This is a genomic window from Pseudomonas sp. CNPSo 3701 (assembly GCF_028674975.1).
Lineage (GTDB): Bacteria > Pseudomonadota > Gammaproteobacteria > Pseudomonadales > Pseudomonadaceae > Aquipseudomonas > Aquipseudomonas straminea.
Genome location: NZ_JAQZSI010000001.1, coordinates 1,126,717 through 1,146,111, shown reverse-complemented (window position 1 = coordinate 1,146,111; position 19,395 = coordinate 1,126,717). Strand labels below are relative to the sequence as shown.

The 19,395-nt window shown below is 64.2% G+C and carries 18 protein-coding genes and 1 other RNA gene; 4 read left to right on the top strand and 15 right to left on the bottom strand.

The features are described from left to right. Positions 1-13: 13 nt before the first annotated feature. From PVA39_RS05220 to rsmI, 15 genes are all read right to left on the bottom strand, one after another. The gene (locus PVA39_RS05220; RefSeq protein ID WP_013792648.1) at positions 14-868 is read right to left on the bottom strand and encodes a cell division protein FtsQ/DivIB; all 855 of its coding nucleotides are present in this window, start codon (positions 866-868) and stop codon (positions 14-16) included. Between the two features lie 2 nt (positions 869-870). Continuing rightward, positions 871-1,821 (bottom strand): D-alanine--D-alanine ligase, encoded by a 951-nt coding sequence (locus PVA39_RS05215; RefSeq protein WP_274123093.1) that lies wholly within the window; start codon positions 1,819-1,821, stop codon positions 871-873. After that, positions 1,818-3,224: a UDP-N-acetylmuramate--L-alanine ligase gene (gene murC, locus PVA39_RS05210; protein ID WP_049792726.1), complete on the bottom strand. Its 1,407-nt coding sequence runs from the start codon at positions 3,222-3,224 to the stop codon at positions 1,818-1,820. Before murC ends, PVA39_RS05215 begins: the two co-directional genes overlap by 4 nt. Positions 3,225-3,258: 34 nt before the next feature. Continuing rightward, entirely contained in the window at positions 3,259-4,329 is a 1,071-nt protein-coding gene (gene murG / locus PVA39_RS05205) for an undecaprenyldiphospho-muramoylpentapeptide beta-N-acetylglucosaminyltransferase (protein ID WP_093504119.1), read from the bottom strand. Further along, positions 4,319-5,542, bottom strand: a complete 1,224-nt coding sequence (gene ftsW, locus PVA39_RS05200) for a putative lipid II flippase FtsW (protein WP_013792652.1) — start codon at positions 5,540-5,542, stop codon at positions 4,319-4,321. The genes murG and ftsW overlap by 11 nt, the downstream gene beginning before the upstream one ends. Beyond that, a complete protein-coding gene (gene murD, locus PVA39_RS05195) occupies positions 5,542-6,888 on the bottom strand; it encodes a UDP-N-acetylmuramoyl-L-alanine--D-glutamate ligase (protein WP_274123092.1) in 1,347 nt (448 codons plus the stop codon). The genes ftsW and murD overlap by 1 nt, the downstream gene beginning before the upstream one ends. A 7-nt stretch (positions 6,889-6,895) precedes the next feature. After that, the gene (mraY, locus tag PVA39_RS05190) at positions 6,896-7,978 is read right to left on the bottom strand and encodes a phospho-N-acetylmuramoyl-pentapeptide-transferase (RefSeq protein WP_027903603.1); all 1,083 of its coding nucleotides are present in this window, start codon (positions 7,976-7,978) and stop codon (positions 6,896-6,898) included. After that, the gene (locus PVA39_RS05185) at positions 7,979-9,358 is read right to left on the bottom strand and encodes a UDP-N-acetylmuramoyl-tripeptide--D-alanyl-D-alanine ligase (RefSeq protein WP_274123091.1); all 1,380 of its coding nucleotides are present in this window, start codon (positions 9,356-9,358) and stop codon (positions 7,979-7,981) included. Beyond that, the gene (locus PVA39_RS05180; protein ID WP_274123090.1) at positions 9,351-10,814 is read right to left on the bottom strand and encodes a UDP-N-acetylmuramoyl-L-alanyl-D-glutamate--2,6-diaminopimelate ligase; all 1,464 of its coding nucleotides are present in this window, start codon (positions 10,812-10,814) and stop codon (positions 9,351-9,353) included. Before PVA39_RS05180 ends, PVA39_RS05185 begins: the two co-directional genes overlap by 8 nt. Continuing rightward, the gene (locus tag PVA39_RS05175; protein WP_167363138.1) at positions 10,814-12,550 is read right to left on the bottom strand and encodes a peptidoglycan D,D-transpeptidase FtsI family protein; all 1,737 of its coding nucleotides are present in this window, start codon (positions 12,548-12,550) and stop codon (positions 10,814-10,816) included. The genes PVA39_RS05180 and PVA39_RS05175 overlap by 1 nt, the downstream gene beginning before the upstream one ends. After that, positions 12,550-12,843, bottom strand: a complete 294-nt coding sequence (gene ftsL / locus PVA39_RS05170; protein WP_274123089.1) for a cell division protein FtsL — start codon at positions 12,841-12,843, stop codon at positions 12,550-12,552. The genes PVA39_RS05175 and ftsL overlap by 1 nt, the downstream gene beginning before the upstream one ends. After that, on the bottom strand, positions 12,840-13,781 hold the full coding sequence (rsmH, locus tag PVA39_RS05165; RefSeq protein ID WP_274123088.1) for a 16S rRNA (cytosine(1402)-N(4))-methyltransferase RsmH: 942 nt from the start codon (positions 13,779-13,781) through the stop codon (positions 12,840-12,842). The genes ftsL and rsmH overlap by 4 nt, the downstream gene beginning before the upstream one ends. A 2-nt stretch (positions 13,782-13,783) precedes the next feature. Beyond that, positions 13,784-14,239 carry a division/cell wall cluster transcriptional repressor MraZ gene (gene mraZ / locus PVA39_RS05160; RefSeq protein ID WP_013792660.1) on the bottom strand — a complete coding sequence of 152 codons (456 nt, stop codon included), beginning with the start codon at positions 14,237-14,239 and terminating at the stop codon, positions 13,784-13,786. Positions 14,240-14,540: 301 nt separating this feature from the next. Then, positions 14,541-14,890, bottom strand: an RNA gene (gene rnpB / locus PVA39_RS05155) — RNase P RNA component class A. Between the two features lie 41 nt (positions 14,891-14,931). Further along, positions 14,932-15,804 (bottom strand): 16S rRNA (cytidine(1402)-2'-O)-methyltransferase, encoded by an 873-nt coding sequence (gene rsmI, locus PVA39_RS05150; protein WP_274123086.1) that lies wholly within the window; start codon positions 15,802-15,804, stop codon positions 14,932-14,934. A 185-nt stretch (positions 15,805-15,989) separates the two neighbouring features. Between rsmI and PVA39_RS05145 the strand changes: the two genes are divergently transcribed. The 4 genes from PVA39_RS05145 (at position 15,990) to PVA39_RS05130 (ending at position 19,330) form a co-directional block, all read left to right on the top strand. Then, positions 15,990-17,747, top strand: coding sequence for a penicillin-binding protein activator (locus PVA39_RS05145; protein WP_274123085.1), 1,758 nt, complete (start codon positions 15,990-15,992; stop codon positions 17,745-17,747). Next, entirely contained in the window at positions 17,707-18,105 is a 399-nt protein-coding gene (locus PVA39_RS05140) for a YraN family protein (RefSeq protein WP_443200935.1), read from the top strand. Before PVA39_RS05145 ends, PVA39_RS05140 begins: the two co-directional genes overlap by 41 nt. Positions 18,106-18,206: 101 nt before the next feature. Then, positions 18,207-18,800 carry a phosphoheptose isomerase gene (locus PVA39_RS05135; protein WP_013792664.1) on the top strand — a complete coding sequence of 198 codons (594 nt, stop codon included), beginning with the start codon at positions 18,207-18,209 and terminating at the stop codon, positions 18,798-18,800. Then, a complete protein-coding gene (locus tag PVA39_RS05130) occupies positions 18,797-19,330 on the top strand; it encodes a BON domain-containing protein (protein WP_093504128.1) in 534 nt (177 codons plus the stop codon). Before PVA39_RS05135 ends, PVA39_RS05130 begins: the two co-directional genes overlap by 4 nt. The last annotated feature ends 65 nt before the right edge of the window (positions 19,331-19,395 follow it).

The following is a 19,395-nucleotide window of genomic DNA, read 5'->3' as shown; positions in this document are numbered from 1 at the left end:
CTTCTCTCTTTATTCACTGCACTGCAGCGGTGTCGACCGCCGCAGGTGCCGGCGGCTCGCGCCACGCGACGGCCAGGCCGTTGGCGTAACGCAGATCGACCCGCGCGATGTTGTCTTTCTGATCCTTCAGCGCCTTGCTGTAGATGGCGCCGAAACGACGTATTTTTTCCACCAGATGGTCGCGCCCCAGCAGCACTTCGATCCCCTGCCCGGTGGACAGGAACCAACTGCCCCGCTCACGCAGCTCCAGGCGCGTCACGGTAAAACCCATGGGGCGCAGCATCTGGCTGAGTACCTGATACTGCTGCATCACTTGCTGCTGGGCGCGTTTCGGGCCGACCAGCTGCGGCAAATTCTCGTAGTGCGCCAGTTCCCGTGGCGCGAACGCCTGGCCCTGGTTGTTGAGCAGCGCCTCGTTGCCCCAGCGGGCGATCGGCAGTTGCTCTTCAAGGCGCACCACCACCTGATCAGGCCACACACGGCGGACTTCGGCGTGGGCAATCCATGGCATCTGCTCCAGTTCATGGCGCATACCGACAAGGTCGACACTGAAGAAGCTCGCACTCACAAAAGGTTCAATGCGTTGTTGCACCGATTGCTGGCTGATGTAGCTCAGGTCGCCTTCCACGCTGATCTTGGCGATGGGCCGGTCGGCGTAAGGCAGCAGACGCAGCGACAGTTCATAGGCGCCAAAGCCCAGCACCAGCAGCATCACCGGCCAGGTCAGGCGCTTGAACAGGCTGAAATTCGGCCGCGGCAAACGCGCACTGATCGGCTCCTTGGCCACCAAGCGGCTGGCGCCACGCGGTACGGCCTTGCCGCGTAGCGGCGTGCCTGAACCTGGCTGATGACGAAGGACGGCGCCCATGCTTACCCCCGAGCCTCGACGCTGTCAGCGAGAATAGCCAACACCAGCTGCTGGAAATCCAGACCGGCCGCCTGCGCCGCCATCGGCACCAGGCTGTGGTCGGTCATACCCGGAACGGTGTTTACCTCCAGCAGCCAGAAACGGCCGTCGGCGTCCTGCATAACGTCGGCGCGGGCCCAGCCCTGGGTGCCAACGGCTTCGCAGGCGCGGGCGGTCAGGGCCTTCAGCTCGGCTTCCTTGTCAGCCGACAGGCCGCAGGGCACGTGGTACTGGGTGTCATTGGCCAGGTACTTGGCGTCGTAGTCGTAGAAGCTGTGTGGCGTGCCCAGGGCGATCGGTGGCAATACCTCGCCGCGCAGCATGGCGATGGTGAATTCCGGGCCCTGGATCCACTGCTCGACCAGCACCTGGCTGTCGTAGCAGGCAGCGTCCTGCCAGGCGGCGATTAGGGAGTCGACGTCGCCGACCTTGGCCATGCCGATGCTCGAGCCTTCGTGGGCCGGTTTGACGATCAACGGGAAACCCAGCTCGTCAGCGGCGCGGCGGCAATCGTCGGCGCTGCTCAGCACCGCGTGACGCGGCGTGGACAGCCCCAGGCTCTGCCACACCTGCTTGGTGCGCAGCTTGTCCATGGCCAGGGCCGAAGCGAGGATGCCGCTGCCCGTGTAAGGAATGCCGGCGCAATCGAGCAGGCCCTGCATGCTGCCGTCTTCACCACCACGGCCGTGCAGCACGATAAAGGCGCGGTCGATCTTCTCACTGGTCAGACGCGCCAGGAAGTCATCGCCCACATCGATGCCAAAGGCGTCCACGCCGGCGCTCTGCAGCGCGCTGAGCACGGCATTGCCGGACTTGAGCGACACTTCGCGCTCGGCGCTCTTGCCGCCGAACAGAACGGCGACGCGACCGAAGGCGGCGACCGGCAGTTGTGATTTCAGGGTTTCAGCACTCATTTCCCTTGACCTTGCGCGCGAAACAGCGGGCTCTGCAGCAGTTGGGGGGCCACGCCACCGATGTCACCGGCGCCCTGACACAGCAGGATGTCGCCAGCACGCAGCAGCGGCTTGATCAGCGGCGCCAGGTCGGCACCGCGCTCGATATAGATGGGGTCCAGCTGACCGCGCTGGCGGATGCTGTGGCACAGCTGACGACTGTCGGCACCGGGGATCGGCTCTTCGCCGGCCGGGTAGACCTCCATCAGCAGCAGCACGTTGGCATCGGTCAGCACCTGCACGAAGTCGTCGTACAGATCGCGGGTACGGCTGTAACGGTGTGGCTGATAGACCATCACCAGGCGACGCTCCGGCCAGCCGCCACGCACGGCCTTGATCACCGCCGCGACTTCGCGCGGGTGGTGGCCGTAGTCGTCGACCAGCATCACTTCGCCGCCCTCGACCGGCAGTTGACCGTACACCTGAAAACGCCGGCCGACGCCCTGGAACTGCGACAGGCCCTGCACAATGGCCTCATCGCTGATGCCTTCGTCGCTGGCGATGCAGATGGTCGCCAGGGCGTTGAGCACGTTGTGATTGCCCGGCATATTCACCGACACGTCGAGCGGCTCGCAGTCCGGGCGCAGCACGGTGAAGAAGGTCTGCATGCCCTGCTGGCGCACGTTGATGGCGCGCACGTCGGCGTCTTCGCTAAAGCCGTAGGTCAGCGTCGGGCGTCCGACCTGTGCGAGGATCTCGCGCACCACCGGATCGTCCACGCACAGCACGGCCAGGCCGTAGAACGGCAGGTTGTGCAGGAACTCGATGAAGGTCTTCTTCAGTTTATTGAAGTCGCCCTCATAGGTGCTCATGTGGTCCATGTCGATGTTGGTCACCACCGACACCATGGGCTGCAGGTGCAGGAAGCTGGCGTCGCTCTCATCAGCTTCGGCGATCAGGTAGCGACTGGAACCCAGCTGGGCGTTGGTGCCGGCAGCGTTGAGGCGGCCGCCGATCACGAAGGTCGGATCCAGGCCGCCGGCGGCGAACACCGAAGCCAGCAGGCTGGTGGTGGTGGTCTTGCCATGAGTGCCGGCCACGGCGATGCCATGGCGGTAGCGCATCAGCTCGGCGAGCATCTCGGCGCGCGGCACCACGGGGATTCGACGCTCCAGGGCAGTGGCCACTTCCGGGTTGGAGGTATTGATTGCGCTGGAAACCACCAGCACATCGGCGCTCTCGGCGTTCTCGGCACGGTGGCCGATGAAGATCTGCGCGCCGAAGTTTTCCAGACGCTCGGTCACGGCCGAGGTTTTCAGGTCGGAGCCGGATACTTCGTAGCCCAGGTTGAGCAGGACTTCGGCGATACCGCACATGCCGGCGCCGCCGATACCGACGAAGTGAATACGGCGGATACGGCGCATGCGCCGCACTTCTGCCTTGACCGCTGCAGGAGACTTAGCCACGGGCCACCTCCAGACAAACATCGACAACGGTACGGGTAGCATCGGGCTTGGCCAGGCGACGCGCGGTGCTGGCCATTTGTTTGAGTCGTTCGGGGTGCATCAAGACCTCGGTCAGCTGCGCTGCCAGATCGGCAGCGTCAGTGGAACGTTGCGGCAGAAGAACGGCGGCACCGTCCTTCGCGAGATAGCTGGCGTTGCGCGTCTGGTGATCGTCGATCGCGTGGGGCAACGGCACCAGGAAAGCCGGCAGACCGGCGGCGGCCAGTTCGCTGACGGTCAGCGCACCGGAGCGGCAGACCACCAGGTCGGCCCAGGCGTAGGCGCGGGCCATGTCGCTGATAAAGGGCGCGACCTGCGCTTCGACGCCCACTGCGCTGTATCGTTCGGCGGTCACCGCGGCGTGTTGCTTGCCGGCCTGATGGAAGACTTCCGGCCGCAGCTCGGCAGATACTTGTGCCAGCGCCTCCGGCAGCAGTTTGTTCAGCGGTTCGGCGCCCAGGCTGCCACCGAGAATCAGCAGACGTGGCCGACGGCCGGTCAGCGAGTCGCGCGGGGTTTCCAGGAACAGCTCTTCGCGCACCGGGTTGCCGGTGGTACGACGCTTGTCGGACGCAGCGAAGGTATCGGGGAAAGCCTCGCAGACCCGGCTGGCGAATGCCACCAGGCTGCGATTGGCGGTACCGGCCACGGCATTCTGTTCGTGAATGATCAGTGGCACGCCGGCCAGCTTGGCAGCCAGGCCGCCCGGGCCAGTCACGTAGCCGCCCATGCCGAGCACGCAGACCGGTTGCAGCTCGCGCACCACCTTGCGGGCCTGGAACAGTGCCTTGATCAGTTGCAGCGGCGCCTTGAGCAGCGACAGTTTGCCTTTGCCGCGCAGGCCACTGACGTTGATCAGGTGCAGCGGCAGACCAGCCGCCGGCACCAATTCGTTCTCGATGCCGCGCGGTGTGCCCAGCCAGTGCACACGATAGCCGCGCGCCTGGAATTCGCGGGCGCAGGCCAGCGCCGGGAATACGTGGCCACCAGTGCCGCCGGCCATGATCAATACGTTAGCGGCCATGCTGCACCTCCCGCTCGGGCTCGGGGAAGTCGCTCTCGTCGAATTCGATGTCTTCGTTGCCCAGGCCGTTGCGTGCTTCCCACTCGATGCGCAGCAGCAGCGCCAGGCTGACGCAGCAGATCACCAGGGACGAACCGCCGTAGCTGAGGAACGGCAGGGTCAGGCCCTTGGTCGGCAGCAAACCGATGTTCACGCCGATGTTGATCAGGAACTGGCCGATCCACAGGAAACCCAGCCCGAACGCCACATAGGCGGAGAAGAACTGCTTGGCCTTCTCGGCCCACAGGCCGATATACAGCGCGCGTACGCTGACGAACACGAACAGGCCCACGGTCGCCAGCGCGCCGACCAGGCCCAGCTCTTCGGCCAGAACGGAGAACACGAAGTCGGTGTGCGCTTCAGGCAGATAGAACTGCTTCTGGATGCTGTTGCCCAGGCCGACGCCCAGCCACTCGCCACGGCCGAAAGCGATCAGCGCCTGGGTCAGCTGGTAACCGGAGCCATACTGGTCGGCCCAGGGATCGGTGAAGGTGATCAGACGCTGCAGGCGGTATTCCTGGCTCTGCACCAGCACGAACACCGCGCCGACTGCCAGAGCGACCATCAGCAGGAAGCGGAACAGGCCGACGCCGCCGAGGAACAGCATGGCCATGGCCGCGCCCATCATGACCACCGTGGCGCCGAAGTCGGGCTCGAGCAGCAGCAGGAAGGCCATCGGCAACAACACCACGAAGGGCTTGAAGAAGCCGGCCCAGCTTTCACGCACCTCTTCCTGACGACGCACCAGGTAGCCGGCCAGATAGAGCACCACGAAGACCTTGGCGATCTCCGACGGCTGAATATTGAAGGCGCCGAAACCGATCCAGCGCTTGGCGCCGTTGACCTCACGGCCAATGCCGGGCAGCAGCACCAGAACCAGCAGCACGATGGCGATGATCAGCATCACCCAGCTGTGACGCTGCCAGGTGGACAGCGGGATCATCAGCACCACGCCGGCTGCGCCCAGGCCGATTGCCAGATAGATCAGGTGGCGGATCATGTAGTACAGCGGGCTGCCGGTGTTGGCCGCCGCCACTTCGGTGGAGGCCGAGGAGATCATCACCAGGCCGAGACCGAGCAGCGCCAGGCAGCCGGCGAGCATCGCGAAGTCCATGTCCATCAGGCCACGACGGCCGAACAGTGGGGACGGATAAGGGCGCAGGAAGGACAGCATCAGTTCAGCTCCTCCACTGCCTGGGCGAAGAGACGGCCGCGCTCTTCGAAATTCTTGAACATGTCCAGGCTCGCGCAGGCGGGCGACAGCAGGACGGCGTCGCCGCTCTGGGCGATGGCAGCCGCCTGCTCGACGGCGGCCTGCAGGCTGTCGACACGAATGATGTCAACCGCGCCATCGAGCACCGCAGCCAGCTTGTCGGCATCACGGCCGAGCAGCACCACCGCGCGGCAGTGAGCGGCAACCGGCTTGCGCAGGCTGGAGAAGTCGGCGCCCTTGCCGTCGCCACCGGCGATCAGCACCAGCTTGCCATCGATGTCGGCGCCCAGGCCTTCGATGGCCGCGAGTGCTGCCCCGACATTGGTGGCTTTGGAATCGTCGTAGTAACTCACGCCCGCGCGCTCACCCACCCACTGGCAGCGGTGCGCCAGCCCGGTGAACTGCTTGAGGGTTTCCAGCATGGCCGCCATCGGCAGGCCCACGGCATGGCCCAGCGCCAGCGCCGCCAGGGCGTTGGACTGATTGTGCGCGCCGCGCACCTTGAGTTCGCGTACCGGCAACAGCGCGTCGAATTGATAGGCAAGGTATTTTTCGCCGTTCTCTTCGAGCAAGCCGAAGCGCTTGAAGTCCGGCTTGCCGAGGCCGAAGCTCCAGCACGGTACCTGATCGGCGATCATCGGCCGCGACAGCGGATCGTCACGGTTGACCACCACCTGACGCGCGCCGCGGAAGATGCGGTGCTTGGCCAGGTGGTAGGCCGGCAGATCGGCATAGCGATCCATGTGGTCTTCGCTGACGTTAAGGCAGGTGGCCACTTCGGCGTTGAGCAGCTCGGTGGTTTCCAGCTGGAAGCTGGACAGCTCGATCACATAAAGCTCGACGTCATCAGCCAGCAGATCCAGCGCCGGCGTGCCGAGGTTGCCACCCACGGCAACCTTGCGACCAGCCGCGGCGGCCATCTCGCCGACCAGGGTGGTCACGGTGCTCTTGGCGTTGGAGCCGGTGATGGCGACGATCGGCGCCTTGGCTGCGCGGGCAAACAGGTCGATATCGCCGGACAGCTTGACGCCGCGTTTGGCCGCTTCCTGCAGCGCCGGGGTGGCTACGGCCAGGCCGGGGCTGATCAGCAGTTCACTGGCACGGCTGAGGAATTCCACGTCCAGCTCGCCACAACGCACTTCGACCTGCGGGAACTGTTCACGCAAGGCGCTCAGCTCCGGCGGATTGGCACGGGTATCGACCACGGCGAAGCGCACGCCCTGACGCGCGAGGTAGCGCACCAGGGACATGCCGCTCTTGCCGAGGCCGACAACGATGCGGAATTGGTCGGAAGCGATCAGGCTCATGCTGTCCTCAACGCAGTTTCAAAGTAGCGAGGCCGATCAGCACCAGAATGACGGTGATGATCCAGAAACGAACGATGACCCGTGGCTCGGGCCAACCCTTCAACTCGAAATGGTGGTGAATCGGTGCCATGCGGAACACGCGCTTGCCGGTCAGCTTGAAGCTGGCGACCTGGATGATCACCGACAGGGTTTCCATCACGAACACGCCACCCATGATGAACAGCACGATTTCCTGACGCACGATCACGGCGATGGTGCCCAGCGCGGCGCCCAGCGCCAGCGCGCCGACGTCGCCCATGAACACCTGCGCCGGGTAGGTGTTGAACCACAGAAAGCCCAGGCCGGCGCCGATCAGCGCGCCGCAGAACACGATCAGCTCGCCCGCGCCCGGTACGTAGGGAATCAGCAGGTATTCGGCGAACTTCACGTTGCCCGACAGGTAGCAGAAGATGCCCAGGGCGCCGCCGACCATTACGGTGGGCAGAATCGCCAGGCCGTCGAGGCCGTCGGTGAGGTTCACCGCGTTGCTGGAGCCAACGATCACGAAGTAGGTCAGCACCACGAAGCCGATGCCCAGCGGAATGCTGACATCCTTGAGCAGCGGCACAATGAAGGTGGTTTCGATAGGGCTCTGTGCAGTCATATAAAGGAAGACAGCAGCGCCAATGCCGAACACCGACTGCCAGAAGTACTTCCAGCGGCTCGGCAGGCCGCGCGAGTTCTTCTCGATCACCTTGCGGTAGTCGTCGACCCAGCCGATGGCGCCGAACAGCAGGGTGACGATCAGCACGACCCACACATAACGGTTGCTCAGGTCAGCCCACAGCAGCGTGCTGATGGCGATGGCCGAGAGGATCAGCGCGCCACCCATGGTCGGCGTGCCCTTCTTGGACAGGTGCGATTGCGGGCCGTCGTTACGCACAGCCTGGCCGATCTGGCGGATCTGCAGGGTACGAATCATCCACGGGCCCAGGCACAGCGCCAGCACCAGCGCGGTCAGTACGCCGAGAATCCCGCGCAGGGTCAGGTACTGAAAGACCGCGAAGCCCTTGTAGAACTGTTGCAGATACTCTGCCAGCAGCAGCAGCATTTAGTGACTCTCCCCACTGTCGCCACACAAGGCGGCGACGACGTTTTCCATCGCGGCGCTGCGTGAACCTTTAATTAGAATGGTGCTGTCGCTGCTCTCGGCGCGTACCGCGTCGTTCAGCGCGGCCTGATCGGCGAAATGCCGACCCTCGGCGCCAAAGGCCTGCACGGCGTGTTTCATCTGCGGGCCAACCGCGTACAGCACGTCGACGCGGCCGCGGGCGTATTCGCCCACTTCGCGGTGGCCTTGCTCGGACCACTCGCCCAGCTCGCCGATATCGCCCAGCACCAGCACCTTGCGGCCGGAAAAGCCGGTGAGGATGTCGATGGCTGCGCAGATGGAGGCCGGGTTGGCGTTGTAGGTATCGTCGATCACCCGGGCACCGTTTTGCGCCAGTTGCGCCACGGCGCGGCCCTTGACCGGCAGCAGGCTCTCGAGACCGTTCTTGATGGCCACCAGCGGCACCGCCAGGGCATGGGCGGCGGCGGCGGCGGCCAGCGCATTGGCCACGTTGTGCTCACCCAGCAGGTTCAGTTGCACGCGGGCCTGGCCTTCATGGCAGAACAGCGTGAACGCCGGGCAGCCACGCGGATCGCGGCTCAGCTCACGAGCATGGAAATCGGCGCTGGCGTCGCGCAGCGCGAAGCTCAGCACGCGGCGACCGGCAGCGCGCTTGGCCCAGCGCTCGAACGCCACGTCGTCACGGTTGAGCACGGCCACGCCGTTATCGCTCAGGCCTTCGATGATCTCGCCCTTGGCCAGCACGATGTTCTCGGGGCCGCCGAACTCACCGACGTGGGCGTTACCGGCATTGGTGATGATGGCCACCTGCGGCTTGGTCAAGCCAACGGTGTAGGCGATCTCGCCGATACCCGAAGCGCCGAGCTCGATCACTGCGCCGGTGTGCTGCGGGCCCAGCTCCAGCAGAGTCAGCGGTACACCCAGTTGATTATTGAGGTTGCCACGGGTCGCCAGCACGGCGCCGCCGTCCTGGGCACAGGCTGCACGCAGGATGGCTGCGAGCATTTCCTTGACGGTGGTCTTGCCGCTGGAACCGGTCACGGCCGCCAGTAAGCCGCCGTAGGCCTGACGATTGAGCGCGCCGAGCTGGCCGAGCGCCAGGGTGGTGTCGGCGACGACCAGCTGCGGCAGGTCGACGCCCGCCACTTCGCGCGACACCAGCGCAGCGACGGCCCCCTTGGCAGCGACCTGGGCCAGGTAGTCATGGCCGTCGAAGCGCGGGCCGCTCAGGGCCACGAACAGCTGGCCCGGCACGATGCTGCGGCTGTCGGTGCTGACTGCCGAGAAGGCGCAGTCGGCACCAACCACGCGGCCATTCAGTGCACTTGCCACGTCGCTCAACCGCAGGGCCTTAAGCATGTGCTGCCTCCCATGCAGCCAACGCGTGGCTGGCTTGCTGCAGATCGGAAAACGGCTGGCGGACGCCGTCGATTTCCTGATAGTCCTCGTGGCCCTTGCCGGCCAACACCACCACATCGCCGACCTGGGCTTCGCCAATCAGCTGGGCGATTGCATCACCACGGCCGTGTACGAAGCGGACCTGATCAGCGCTACGGAAGCCTTCGCGAATGTCGTCGAAGATCTGTGCGGGCGCTTCAGTACGCGGGTTGTCATCGGTAACCAGCGCGGCATCGGCCAGGCGCTCGACTACTTCGGCCATCAGTGGGCGCTTGCCACGATCACGGTCACCGCCGCAGCCGAACAGGCACAGCAGGCGGCCGGTCACGTGGGGGCGCAGTGCACCCAGTACCTGTTCCAGCGCATCCGGGGTGTGGGCGTAGTCGACCACTACCAGCGGCGCATCCTGGCCGCCCAGGCGCTGCATGCGGCCAATCGGGCCCTGCAGACGCGGCAACACCTTGAGAATTTCGTCCAGCGGGTAATCCATGGCGACCAGTGCGCCGACCACGCCCAGCAGGTTGCTGAGGTTGAAGCGGCCCAGCAGCGAACTGCGCAGGCTGCCTTCGCCACGCGGCGTAACTAGCGTGGCGCGTACGCCCTGGTCGTCGAAGTGAATATCGCGGCAGAACAGGTAGGCGCCCTGATCCTGCAGGCTGTAGCCGATCAGCCGCGAGTCACGCTCCTGAGCAGCCAGTTCGCGGCCCATGGCGTCGTCAAGATTGATAACGCGAGCGCGCAGGCTAGGCCAGGCGAACAGTGCAGCCTTGGCGGTCTGATAGGCTTGCATCGAACCGTGGTAGTCGAGGTGATCGCGCGACAGGTTGGTGAACACCGCCACGTCGAAATCCAGGGCGGCCACGCGGCCCTGATGTAGGCCGTGGGACGACACTTCCATGGCGATCGCGCGGGCACCTTGCTTCTTCAGACCAGCGAGAGTCGCCTGTACGCCGATCGGATCCGGCGTGGTGTGCATGCCCTGGGCCAGGGAACCATAGAAGCCGTTGCCGAGGGTGCCGACAATGCCGCAAGGCTCGCCGAGCAGATCCAGCGCCTGGGCCAGCAGCTGGCTGACGCTGGTTTTACCGTTGGTGCCGGTGATGCCGACCATGTGCAGGCCGCGGCTCGGCTCGCCATAGAAGCGCCCGGCGATGGCCGACAGTTGGCCGGCCAGGCCCTTGATGGCGACCAGCTCGGCGCTTTCGGCAGTCATCGGCAGCGAGCCGTCGGTTTCATAAGCGACTGCCGCCGCACCGCGGGAAATTGCATCGGCGATATGCACGCGGCCGTCCTGGCGGGTGCCGGGCACGGCCAGGAACAGGTCGCCTGGGCGCACCTGGCGGCTGTCGAGGGTCAATTCGCGGATCAGCACGCCGCTGCTGGCCTGAGGCAGAAGCTGATTCAATGGCATGGGCATCAGCCGCGCCCTCCATTGCTAGCCGCCGCCGGCGCATCGGCTTTCGCCGCGGCGGTTTCGGGCAGGTTGTCCGGGGTAATATTCATCAAGCGCAGGCCGCCGGCCATGACGCGGCTGAATACCGGTGCCGATACCAGGCCGCCGAAGTAGCCGCTCTTGCTCGGCTCGTCGATGACCACGGCCACCGCGATGCGTGGGTTGCTGGCTGGTGCAAAGCCGGCGAACAGCGAGCGATAGGCGTTGGCCTGGTAGCCTTTGGTACCCGAGGCGGTCTTGCGCGCCGTGCCGCTCTTGCCGGCCACGTGGTAACCCGGCACCTGGGCACGGAACACACCGCCTGGGGCTTCGATAACCTGTTGCAGCATGCCCTGAAGGGTGTGGGCGACGTCTTCGGGAATCACCTGCACGCCGTCGCGTACGCTGTCGGTGCGGGTCAGCGACATCGGTACGCTACGACCGTTATTGCCGAGCACCGCATAGGCGTGGGCCAGCTGCACGGCGGTCACGGACAGGCCGTAACCGTAGGACAGGGTCGCGGTTTCCGCCTTGCGCCACTCACGGTGGTTGGGCAGGTTGCCGACACGCTCGCCAGGGAAACTCAGGCCGGTGTCCTGACCGAGGCCGACCTGCTGCATCACGTCATAAATAGCCGCGCCGCCAATATCGAAGGCGACCTTGCTCATGCCCACGTTACTGGACTTGATCAGAATGCCGGTCAGATCCAGTACACCTTCCGGCGCGCGCGATACGTCCTTGATGGTGTAGCGGCCGATCTGCAGCGTACCGCCCTGCACGTCGACCTTGTCGGTCGGCTTCCAGCGCCCGGTTTCCAGGGCGGCGCTCATGGAAAACGGCTTCATGGTCGAACCCGGCTCGAACACGTCGATCATGGCACGGTTACGCATGGCCGCCGGCTGCAGGTTGCGACGGTTGTTGGGGTTGTAGGTCGGCTGATTGACCATGGCGAGGATTTCACCGGTCTTCACGTCGAGCATCACCAGGCTGCCGGCCTTGGCGCCGAACTCGACCAGCGCATTGCGCAGTTCACGGTGCGCCAGATACTGCAGACGCAGGTCGATGGACAGCGCCAGCGACTTGCCGGCCTTGGCATTCTGGGTGACCTGCACATCGCGGATCAGACGACCGCGGCGATCCTTGAGCACCTGACGCTTGCCCGGCACGCCAGCCAGCCAGTCTTCGAACGCCAGTTCTACACCTTCGCGACCGTGGTCGTCGATATCGGTAAAGCCGACCATGTGCGCTGTGACTTCGCCGGCCGGATAGAAACGACGAAACTCTTCAATGGAGTAGACGCCCGGCACCTTGAGATCGAGCACGCGTTGGCCCTGCTCGGGGGTCAGGCCTCGCACCAGGTACATGAACTCGCGCTCAGCGTTGGCCTGCAGACGCTGTGCGAAGGCATTGGGCTCCTGGCCCAGGGCCGCTGCCAGCACCGGCCACTGCGCCTTGCCAGCCTGCAGCTCCTTGCCGTTGGCCCACAGCGTGGTGACCGGCGTACTGACCGCCAGCGGCTCGCCGTTACGGTCGGTAATCAGGCCACGATGCGCCGGAATCGGGATATGTCGCACGCTACGCGCATCGCCATGAGCCTTGAGGAAGTCATGGTCGAACACATGCAGCTCGAAGATACGTGCGGCGATGGCCGCGACCATCAGCGCCAGCAGCAACATGACTAGACGGAAGCGCCATGGGTACAGAGCACCCTCGAGCTTCATCATGGCGCCACCATGCGCACTTCGGCGGCGTCGGGAATGCGCATTTTCAGCTGTTCGCTGGCCAGGGTCTCGATACGATTGTGGGCGGTCCAGGTGCTCTGCTCGAGGATCAAACGGCCCCACTCGGCCTGCGCCTTGTCGCGCACGCTGAGCTCGCCGTACAAGCTGTTGAGCAGTTGACGATTCCAGTGCGCGCTGTAGGACACCGCCAGCGCGGAGCCCAGCACGGCGATGAACAGCACCAGCATCAGCAGGCTGCCCTTGGGGAAGCGCTTGGCGCCCATGCCGCTCATCGCAGCTTCTCCGCGACACGCATGACCGCACTGCGCGAACGTGGGTTGGCCTTGAGCTCGGCCTCGGAGGCGAACTGCGGCTTGCCGATCAGCTTCAGGCGTGGCTCGAAGGCTTTCGGAATGATCGGCAGATCACGCGGCAGCTTGTCCATCTCGCCCTTGGCGTGCTTGCGCATGAACTGCTTGACGATGCGATCTTCCAGAGAGTGGAAGCTGATGACCACCAGACGACCACCGATTTTCAGATTCTCCAGCGCCGCATCGAGGCCGCGCTCCAGATCACCCAGTTCGTTGTTGACGTGAATGCGCAGCCCCTGGAAGGCGCGGGTTGCCGGGTTCTTGCCCTTCTCCCAGGCGGGATTGGCCACTGTCAGCACCTGGGCCAGATCGGCGGTGCGCTCGAACGGCTGCTCCTGGCGACGGGCAACCACGGCGCGGGCCATGCGCTTGGCGAAACGCTCCTCGCCGTATTCCTTGAATACGCGGGCGATTTCGTCTTCGTCGGCAGTAGCGATGAACTGCGCCGCGCTGACACCGCGCGACGGATCCATGCGCATGTCCAGCGGGCCGTCATTCAGGAAGCTGAAACCGCGCTCGGCATCATCCAGCTGCGGCGAGGACACGCCAAGATCCAGCAGAATGCCACTGACCTGACCGGCCAGGCCGCGGACAGCGAGCTCATCAGCAAGTTCCGCAAAGCTGCGCTGCACAACGACAAAGCGGCCGTCTTCGGCCGCCAGCGTATTTCCTGTCGCGATTGCGAGAGGGTCCTTGTCGAACCCCAGCAAGCGACCGCCTGGCCCGATCCTTTCAAGGATCAGCCGACTATGTCCACCCCGCCCGAACGTGCCATCCACATAGCAGCCATCGGCGCGTGGCGAGAGCGCCGCAACGGCTTCCTCGAGCAACACGGTGATATGGCGGAAGGTAGAGGTCATGTTCACAGAATCAGGTCACGAAGGTCATCGGAAAGAGCACCCGGTTGCTTGATGGCGGCCAGATCGGCATCGGCCACGGCATTCCAGGAATCCTCATCCCACAGTTGAAATTTGTTGAGCTGCCCTACCAACATCGCGCGCTTGTCCAGCTTGGCGTACTCGCGCAGACGCGGCGGAACTAGGAAACGACCACTGCCATCCAGCTCGAGGTCGACGGCATTACCAATCAGCAGACGTTGCAGGCGACGATTCTCTTCACGGAAGGAGGCCAGTTCGCGCAGCTTGTTCTCGATGATTTCCCACTCAGGCAACGGGTAGACACAAAGGCAGGGATCGATGGCATCGATGGTGACGATGAGCTGGCCAGCCGAACGCGAAACGAGCTCATCCCGATACCGACTTGGCATCGCGAGCCGCCCCTTGGCGTCAAGACTTATGGCGTTAGCTCCGCGAAACACGATCGCGTTTCCCCTTTAATCAGCCATCTGCATCCAAAAAAACCCACTTCATGCCACTTTTTACCACCGGAGCACACTATAGGAACGCGCATACCCCACCGTCAAGGCGGGCCAGAACGGAAAATTCCTTATAGAACGGAGATTTAGCGAATAAATAAGAAGTGGGACGAGCGCCCAAAGCGGGAAAGATGGCTAAAAAACAACCACATACAAGAACCTACTCAACGAACTTAAAGTAGTTTGTTAAGAGTAAGATTTTTTCGGTATTAGAAATGAGGAGAAGAAGCAAAAGCAGAAGGAGGTGGAGAGTCGATCTATAAGCCGGGTTCTGTCGAGGACAGCCATTCCTCTACGACGTACATCACTGCACGTCTTTAGCAACCTACCCGGTTCCAGCGCGGGCCACGCCAATGGAACCCTATTTGGTCTTGCTCCGAGTGGGGTTTGCCTAGCCACGGACTGTTACCAGCCGCGCGGTGCGCTCTTACCGCACCTTTTCACCCTTACCGGCGCCGAAGCGCTTAGGCGGTTATTTTCTGTGGCACTTTCCGTAGGCTCACGCCTCCCAGGCATTACCTGGCACTCCGCCCTATGGAGCCCGGACTTTCCTCCCCCTTCCAGATGGAAGGCAGCGACTGTCCGATCGACTCTCCGCCGCGTAGGGTAACCGCTGGCGCACGCCTAGAACAAGGTCAACCGTCCTGCTGACGCTCCAAAGCTGCCTGATAGAGCAGGTTCTTGCGCACGCCGGTGATCTGCGCGGCCAGTGCTGCCGCACGCTTGAGCGGCATTTCGGCAAGCAGAAGATCAAGCACGCGCAGCGCCTCGACACTCACCGCCGCCTCGTCTTCGGGCGCCTGCCAACCGGCCACCAGCACCACGCATTCGCCACGCTGCTGATTGGCATCGGCCGCCACCCACTCGCACAACTGCTCCAGCGGCATGCCCTGCAGGGTCTCGAACGTCTTGGTCAGCTCCCGGGCCAGCAGCGCCTGGCGCTCGCTACCAAACACCTCGCGCATATCCTGCAGGCACTCGAGGATGCGATGCGGCGCTTCATAGAAGATCAGCGTGCGCGGCTCCTCGCGAACCAGCTCGAGGCGGGCCCGCCGCCCGACCGTCTTGGCTGGCAGAAAGCCTTCGAAGACGAAGCGATCGGACGGCAGGCCGGCAGCCGACAGTGCCGCGATCAGTGCGCAGGCACCAGGCACCGGAACCACGCGGACCCCGGCGGCCCGGGCCTGGCGCACCAGGTGATAGCCCGGGTCGGAAATCAGCGGCGTGCCGGCATCGGAAATCAGCGCCACATCGTCTCCCGCCAGCAGGCGCTCGATGAAGCGATTACCTTCGTCACGCTCGTTGTGCTCATGGCAGGCCGCCAGCGGTGTACCGATACCGAAGTGCTGCATCAGGCGCGCCGAGTGCCGGGTGTCTTCAGCGGCGATCAGCGCCACATCGCCAAGCACCTTCAAGGCCCGGGCACTGAGATCGTCGAGATTGCCAATGGGCGTCGCAACCACGAACAGGGTGCCCGCGGCGCTTCGGGGTACTTCATTAGCAGTCACGGCAATGCCTCTTTAAATAAGCGGAAAGCCGCCATTGTAACGCGAGCCAACCGCCAGGGCAGAACTGCACCACCAATACGGGCGCCTGCGACCTCTGCGTACCGGTTAACACCTTCAGCGTCGCGCCAAGGCGGTGCCTTGGGTACAATCCGGCGTTCATTTGCTCAAGACCCGGAATCGCTTACATGATTGCCTGCCTGCGTCCGCTCTCTGCACTCTGCCTAGCCGGCCTGCTCGTTGCCTGCAGCAGCTCGCCCTCCTCGAACCTTGGCGAACTGCCGCGCACACCCCAGGCCAGCGTGGAGCAGATGCTCCAGAAAGCCGGCACCAGCCAGAACGAAGAGGCCCAACTGCTGCGCCTGTCGGCCGCAGACCTGGCTGCCAAGCAGGGCAACACGCAACGCGCCGAAAGCATTCTCGGGCAGGTCGATTTGCAACTGCTCAAACCGGCGCAGCAGATCTATGCAAGCACCCTCAAGGCGGAACTGGCCCTGGCGCGCAACGACGCCAAGGCCGCCCTTGCCGCCCTGAACCACCCCAGCCTGGAGCGCCTCGGCGAACTGCCGGTCGAACAGCAGACCCGTACCCAGCTGGCCCGCGCCAACGCGCTGGAAAAGGACGGCCAGGTTCTCGCGGCCGCCCGCGAGCGCGTATTCATCGCCCCGCTGTTGAGCGGCGACGAAGCGCAGCGCAATCAGGACCATATCTGGAGCCTGGTCTCCAGCCTGCCGGCCGGGCCTACTCCGACCGCCGATGACGCCGACCTGGCTGGCTGGCTGTCGCTGGCTCAGGTGGCGAAAACCGTCGGCACGCTCAAGCAGCAACAGGACGCCATCGACAACTGGCTGGCCCAGCACCCCAACCACCCTGCCGCCCAGCAGCTGCCCAAGGCTCTGGCCGACCTGCGCGCACTGTCCAGCAAGCCGCTGGAAAAGATCGCCCTGCTGCTGCCACAGGAGGGCCAACTGGCATCGGTGTCGCGTGCCCTGCGTGACGGTTTCCTGGCCGCACACTACCAAGCCCAGCAAGCTGGAGAGAAGCCGCCGCAGATCCAGTTTTACGACAGCGCCCGCCTCAGCTCGCTGGAGGACTTTTATCGCCAGGCCCAGGCTGACGGCGTGGAGCTGGTGATTGGCCCGCTGGAGAAGAACCTGGTTACCCAGCTGGGCAACCGCGATCAGCTGCCAATCACCACCCTGGCCCTGAACTATGCCGACCCAAGCGCCAAGAACCCGGCCCAGCTGTTCCAGTTCGGCCTGGCCGCCGAAGACGAAGCCCGTGAAGTCGCCCGCCGCGCCTGGGCCGATGGCAAGCGCAGTGCCGTCGCGCTGGTACCCAAGGGCGATTGGGGCAACCGCGTGTTGGATGCCTTCCGCCAGAGTTGGCAAGCCGCCGGCGGCACCTTCCTGGGCGCCGAGCAGATTGATCAGCCGGTGGACATGGCCAGCCAGGTCGCCCGGCTGATGCAGGTAAACGGCACTTCGCGCCGTCAGGACGTGGATTTCATCTTCCTCGCCGCCACACCGCAACAGGCCCAGCAGATCAAACCGACCCTGGCCTACCAATACGCCGGCGACGTGCCGGTGTACGCCACCTCGCATCTGTTCAGCGGCAGCATGAGCGCAGCCCAGTACCGCGACCTGGACGGCATACGCTTCTGCGAAACCCCATGGCTGCTGGATGCCAACGACCCGCTGCGCCAGCAGGTCAACAGCCAGTGGCCGCAGGCCGGTGGCAGCCTGGGCCGGCTGTACGCCATGGGCGTCGACGCCTTCCGCCTGGCACCGCGCCTGGATCAGCTCAAGACCCTGCCCGACAGCCGCGTCGAAGGCCTGTCCGGCAACCTGAGCCTGGGCGCCTCGCAGCGCGTCGAGCGTCAGCTGCCCTGGGCACAATTCAGCAATGGCCAGGTTCAGCGCCTGCCCGACGCCAACATTGAGTGACGATCCGCGCCATGCCAGCGGGCGAGCGGCCGAAGCCCTCGCCCGCGAGCATCTGCAAGACCATGGCCTGCGCCTGATCGAGCAGAATTGGCGCGGCAAGCGCGGCGAACTCGATCTGGTCATGCTCGATGGCGATACAGTAGTATTCGCCGAAGTGCGCTACCGCAAGCACAGCGCCTGGGGTGGCGCGGTGGAAAGCGTCGACTGGCGCAAGCGTGACAAACTGATCGCCACCGCTACGCAATTTCTGCAACAGGAGAAGCGCTGGGCCAAACATCCCTGCCGTTTCGATGTCATAGCCGTAGGCCATGGCACACCCGCATCACTGCAATGGATCAGAAACGCCTTCGACAGTTGAAGCACTTGCTCGCTGAGATGCCCTGATTCACCGCCCTTTCCAACGACAGCGCCACGCGCCCAGCGGCCGCGGCCTCGTTATAGTCAAGGTCAAAGCTCTACATGGACATGCAAGCCCGTATTCGCCAGCTGTTTCAAGCCAGCATCGAAACCAAGCACCACGCCATGGAGGTGCTGCCTCCGTTCATCGAGCACGCCAGCCAGGTGATGGTTCAGGCGCTGCTCAGCGAAGGCAAGATTCTCTCTTGCGGCAATGGTGGCTCGGCCGGCGATGCGCAGCACTTTTCTTCGGAGCTGCTCAACCGCTTCGAGCGCGAGCGCCCCAGCCTGCCGGCGATCGCCCTGACCACCGACAGCTCGACGATCACCTCGATCGCCAACGATTACAGCTACAACGAAGTCTTCTCCAAGCAGATCCGCGCCCTGGGTCAACCCGGCGACGTGCTGCTGGCCATATCCACCAGCGGCAACTCCGCCAACGTCATTCAAGCCATTCAGGCTGCCCATGACCGGGAAATGACCGTGGTCGCCCTGACCGGCCGCGACGGCGGCGGCATGGCCTCGCTGCTGCTGCCCGAAGATGTCGAAATTCGCGTGCCGTCGAAGGTCACGGCGCGCATTCAGGAAGTCCATCTATTGGCCATCCACTGCTTGTGCGACCTTATCGACAGTCAACTGTTTGGGAGTGAAGAATGACCCGTTCACCACTGATCTTCGCCGCCTTGGCATTGAGCTTGATCTTGGGCGGTTGCGGCAGCCGCAGCATTGGCAACAAGATCGACGACCAGTTCGTCGGCCCGGATGTGGCCAACGCCATCAGCCGCGCTCACGCCGACCTTGCCAGCCCCACCTCGCACATCGTGGTGACCAGCTACAACGGCGTGATTCTGCTTGCCGGGCAAACGCCCCGCGCTGAACTGAAATCTACTGCCGAGCAGGCCGCCCGCCGCGTTCAGGGCGTACGCAAGGTACATAACGAGCTGCAGGTGCAGCAGCCTAGCTCACTCCTGGCACGTAGCAACGACTCGCTGCTGACCACCAAGATCAAAACCCAGATGCTCGCTGACAGCGGCGTGCCGGGTAGCCGCGTCAAGGTGATCACCGAAAACGGCATCGTCTACCTGCTCGGCGTGGTCAGCCGCCAGGAGGCCAACGCGGCCAGCAATGTGGTGCAGAACACCTCGGGCGTGCAGAAAGTCATCAAGCTGTTCCAGTACACCGACTGACCGCCACACCCAATAAAAAACGCCAGCTAGGCCGAGCCTGACTGGCGTTTTTTATGCCTGATGGT

Coding starts and splice junctions, on each gene's coding strand:
- murC (WP_049792726.1), bottom strand. CDS start 3,224: ATGCGCCGTATCCGCCGTATTCACTTCGTCGGTATCGGCGGCGCCGGC.
- PVA39_RS05220 (WP_013792648.1), bottom strand. CDS start 868: ATGGGCGCCGTCCTTCGTCATCAGCCAGGTTCAGGCACGCCGCTACGC.
- PVA39_RS05130 (WP_093504128.1), top strand. CDS start 18,797: ATGACCCGTTCACCACTGATCTTCGCCGCCTTGGCATTGAGCTTGATC.
- PVA39_RS05175 (WP_167363138.1), bottom strand. CDS start 12,550: ATGAAGCTCGAGGGTGCTCTGTACCCATGGCGCTTCCGTCTAGTCATG.
- PVA39_RS05140 (WP_443200935.1), top strand. CDS start 17,707: ATGGCCAGGTTCAGCGCCTGCCCGACGCCAACATTGAGTGACGATCCG.
- PVA39_RS05215 (WP_274123093.1), bottom strand. CDS start 1,821: ATGAGTGCTGAAACCCTGAAATCACAACTGCCGGTCGCCGCCTTCGGT.
- murG (WP_093504119.1), bottom strand. CDS start 4,329: ATGGCCGCTAACGTATTGATCATGGCCGGCGGCACTGGTGGCCACGTA.
- murD (WP_274123092.1), bottom strand. CDS start 6,888: ATGAGCCTGATCGCTTCCGACCAATTCCGCATCGTTGTCGGCCTCGGC.
- ftsL (WP_274123089.1), bottom strand. CDS start 12,843: ATGAGCGGCATGGGCGCCAAGCGCTTCCCCAAGGGCAGCCTGCTGATG.
- mraY (WP_027903603.1), bottom strand. CDS start 7,978: ATGCTGCTGCTGCTGGCAGAGTATCTGCAACAGTTCTACAAGGGCTTC.
- PVA39_RS05145 (WP_274123085.1), top strand. CDS start 15,990: ATGATTGCCTGCCTGCGTCCGCTCTCTGCACTCTGCCTAGCCGGCCTG.
- PVA39_RS05180 (WP_274123090.1), bottom strand. CDS start 10,814: ATGCCCATGCCATTGAATCAGCTTCTGCCTCAGGCCAGCAGCGGCGTG.
- ftsW (WP_013792652.1), bottom strand. CDS start 5,542: ATGCTGTCCTTCCTGCGCCCTTATCCGTCCCCACTGTTCGGCCGTCGT.
- PVA39_RS05135 (WP_013792664.1), top strand. CDS start 18,207: ATGGACATGCAAGCCCGTATTCGCCAGCTGTTTCAAGCCAGCATCGAA.
- rsmH (WP_274123088.1), bottom strand. CDS start 13,781: ATGACCTCTACCTTCCGCCATATCACCGTGTTGCTCGAGGAAGCCGTT.
- PVA39_RS05185 (WP_274123091.1), bottom strand. CDS start 9,358: ATGCTTAAGGCCCTGCGGTTGAGCGACGTGGCAAGTGCACTGAATGGC.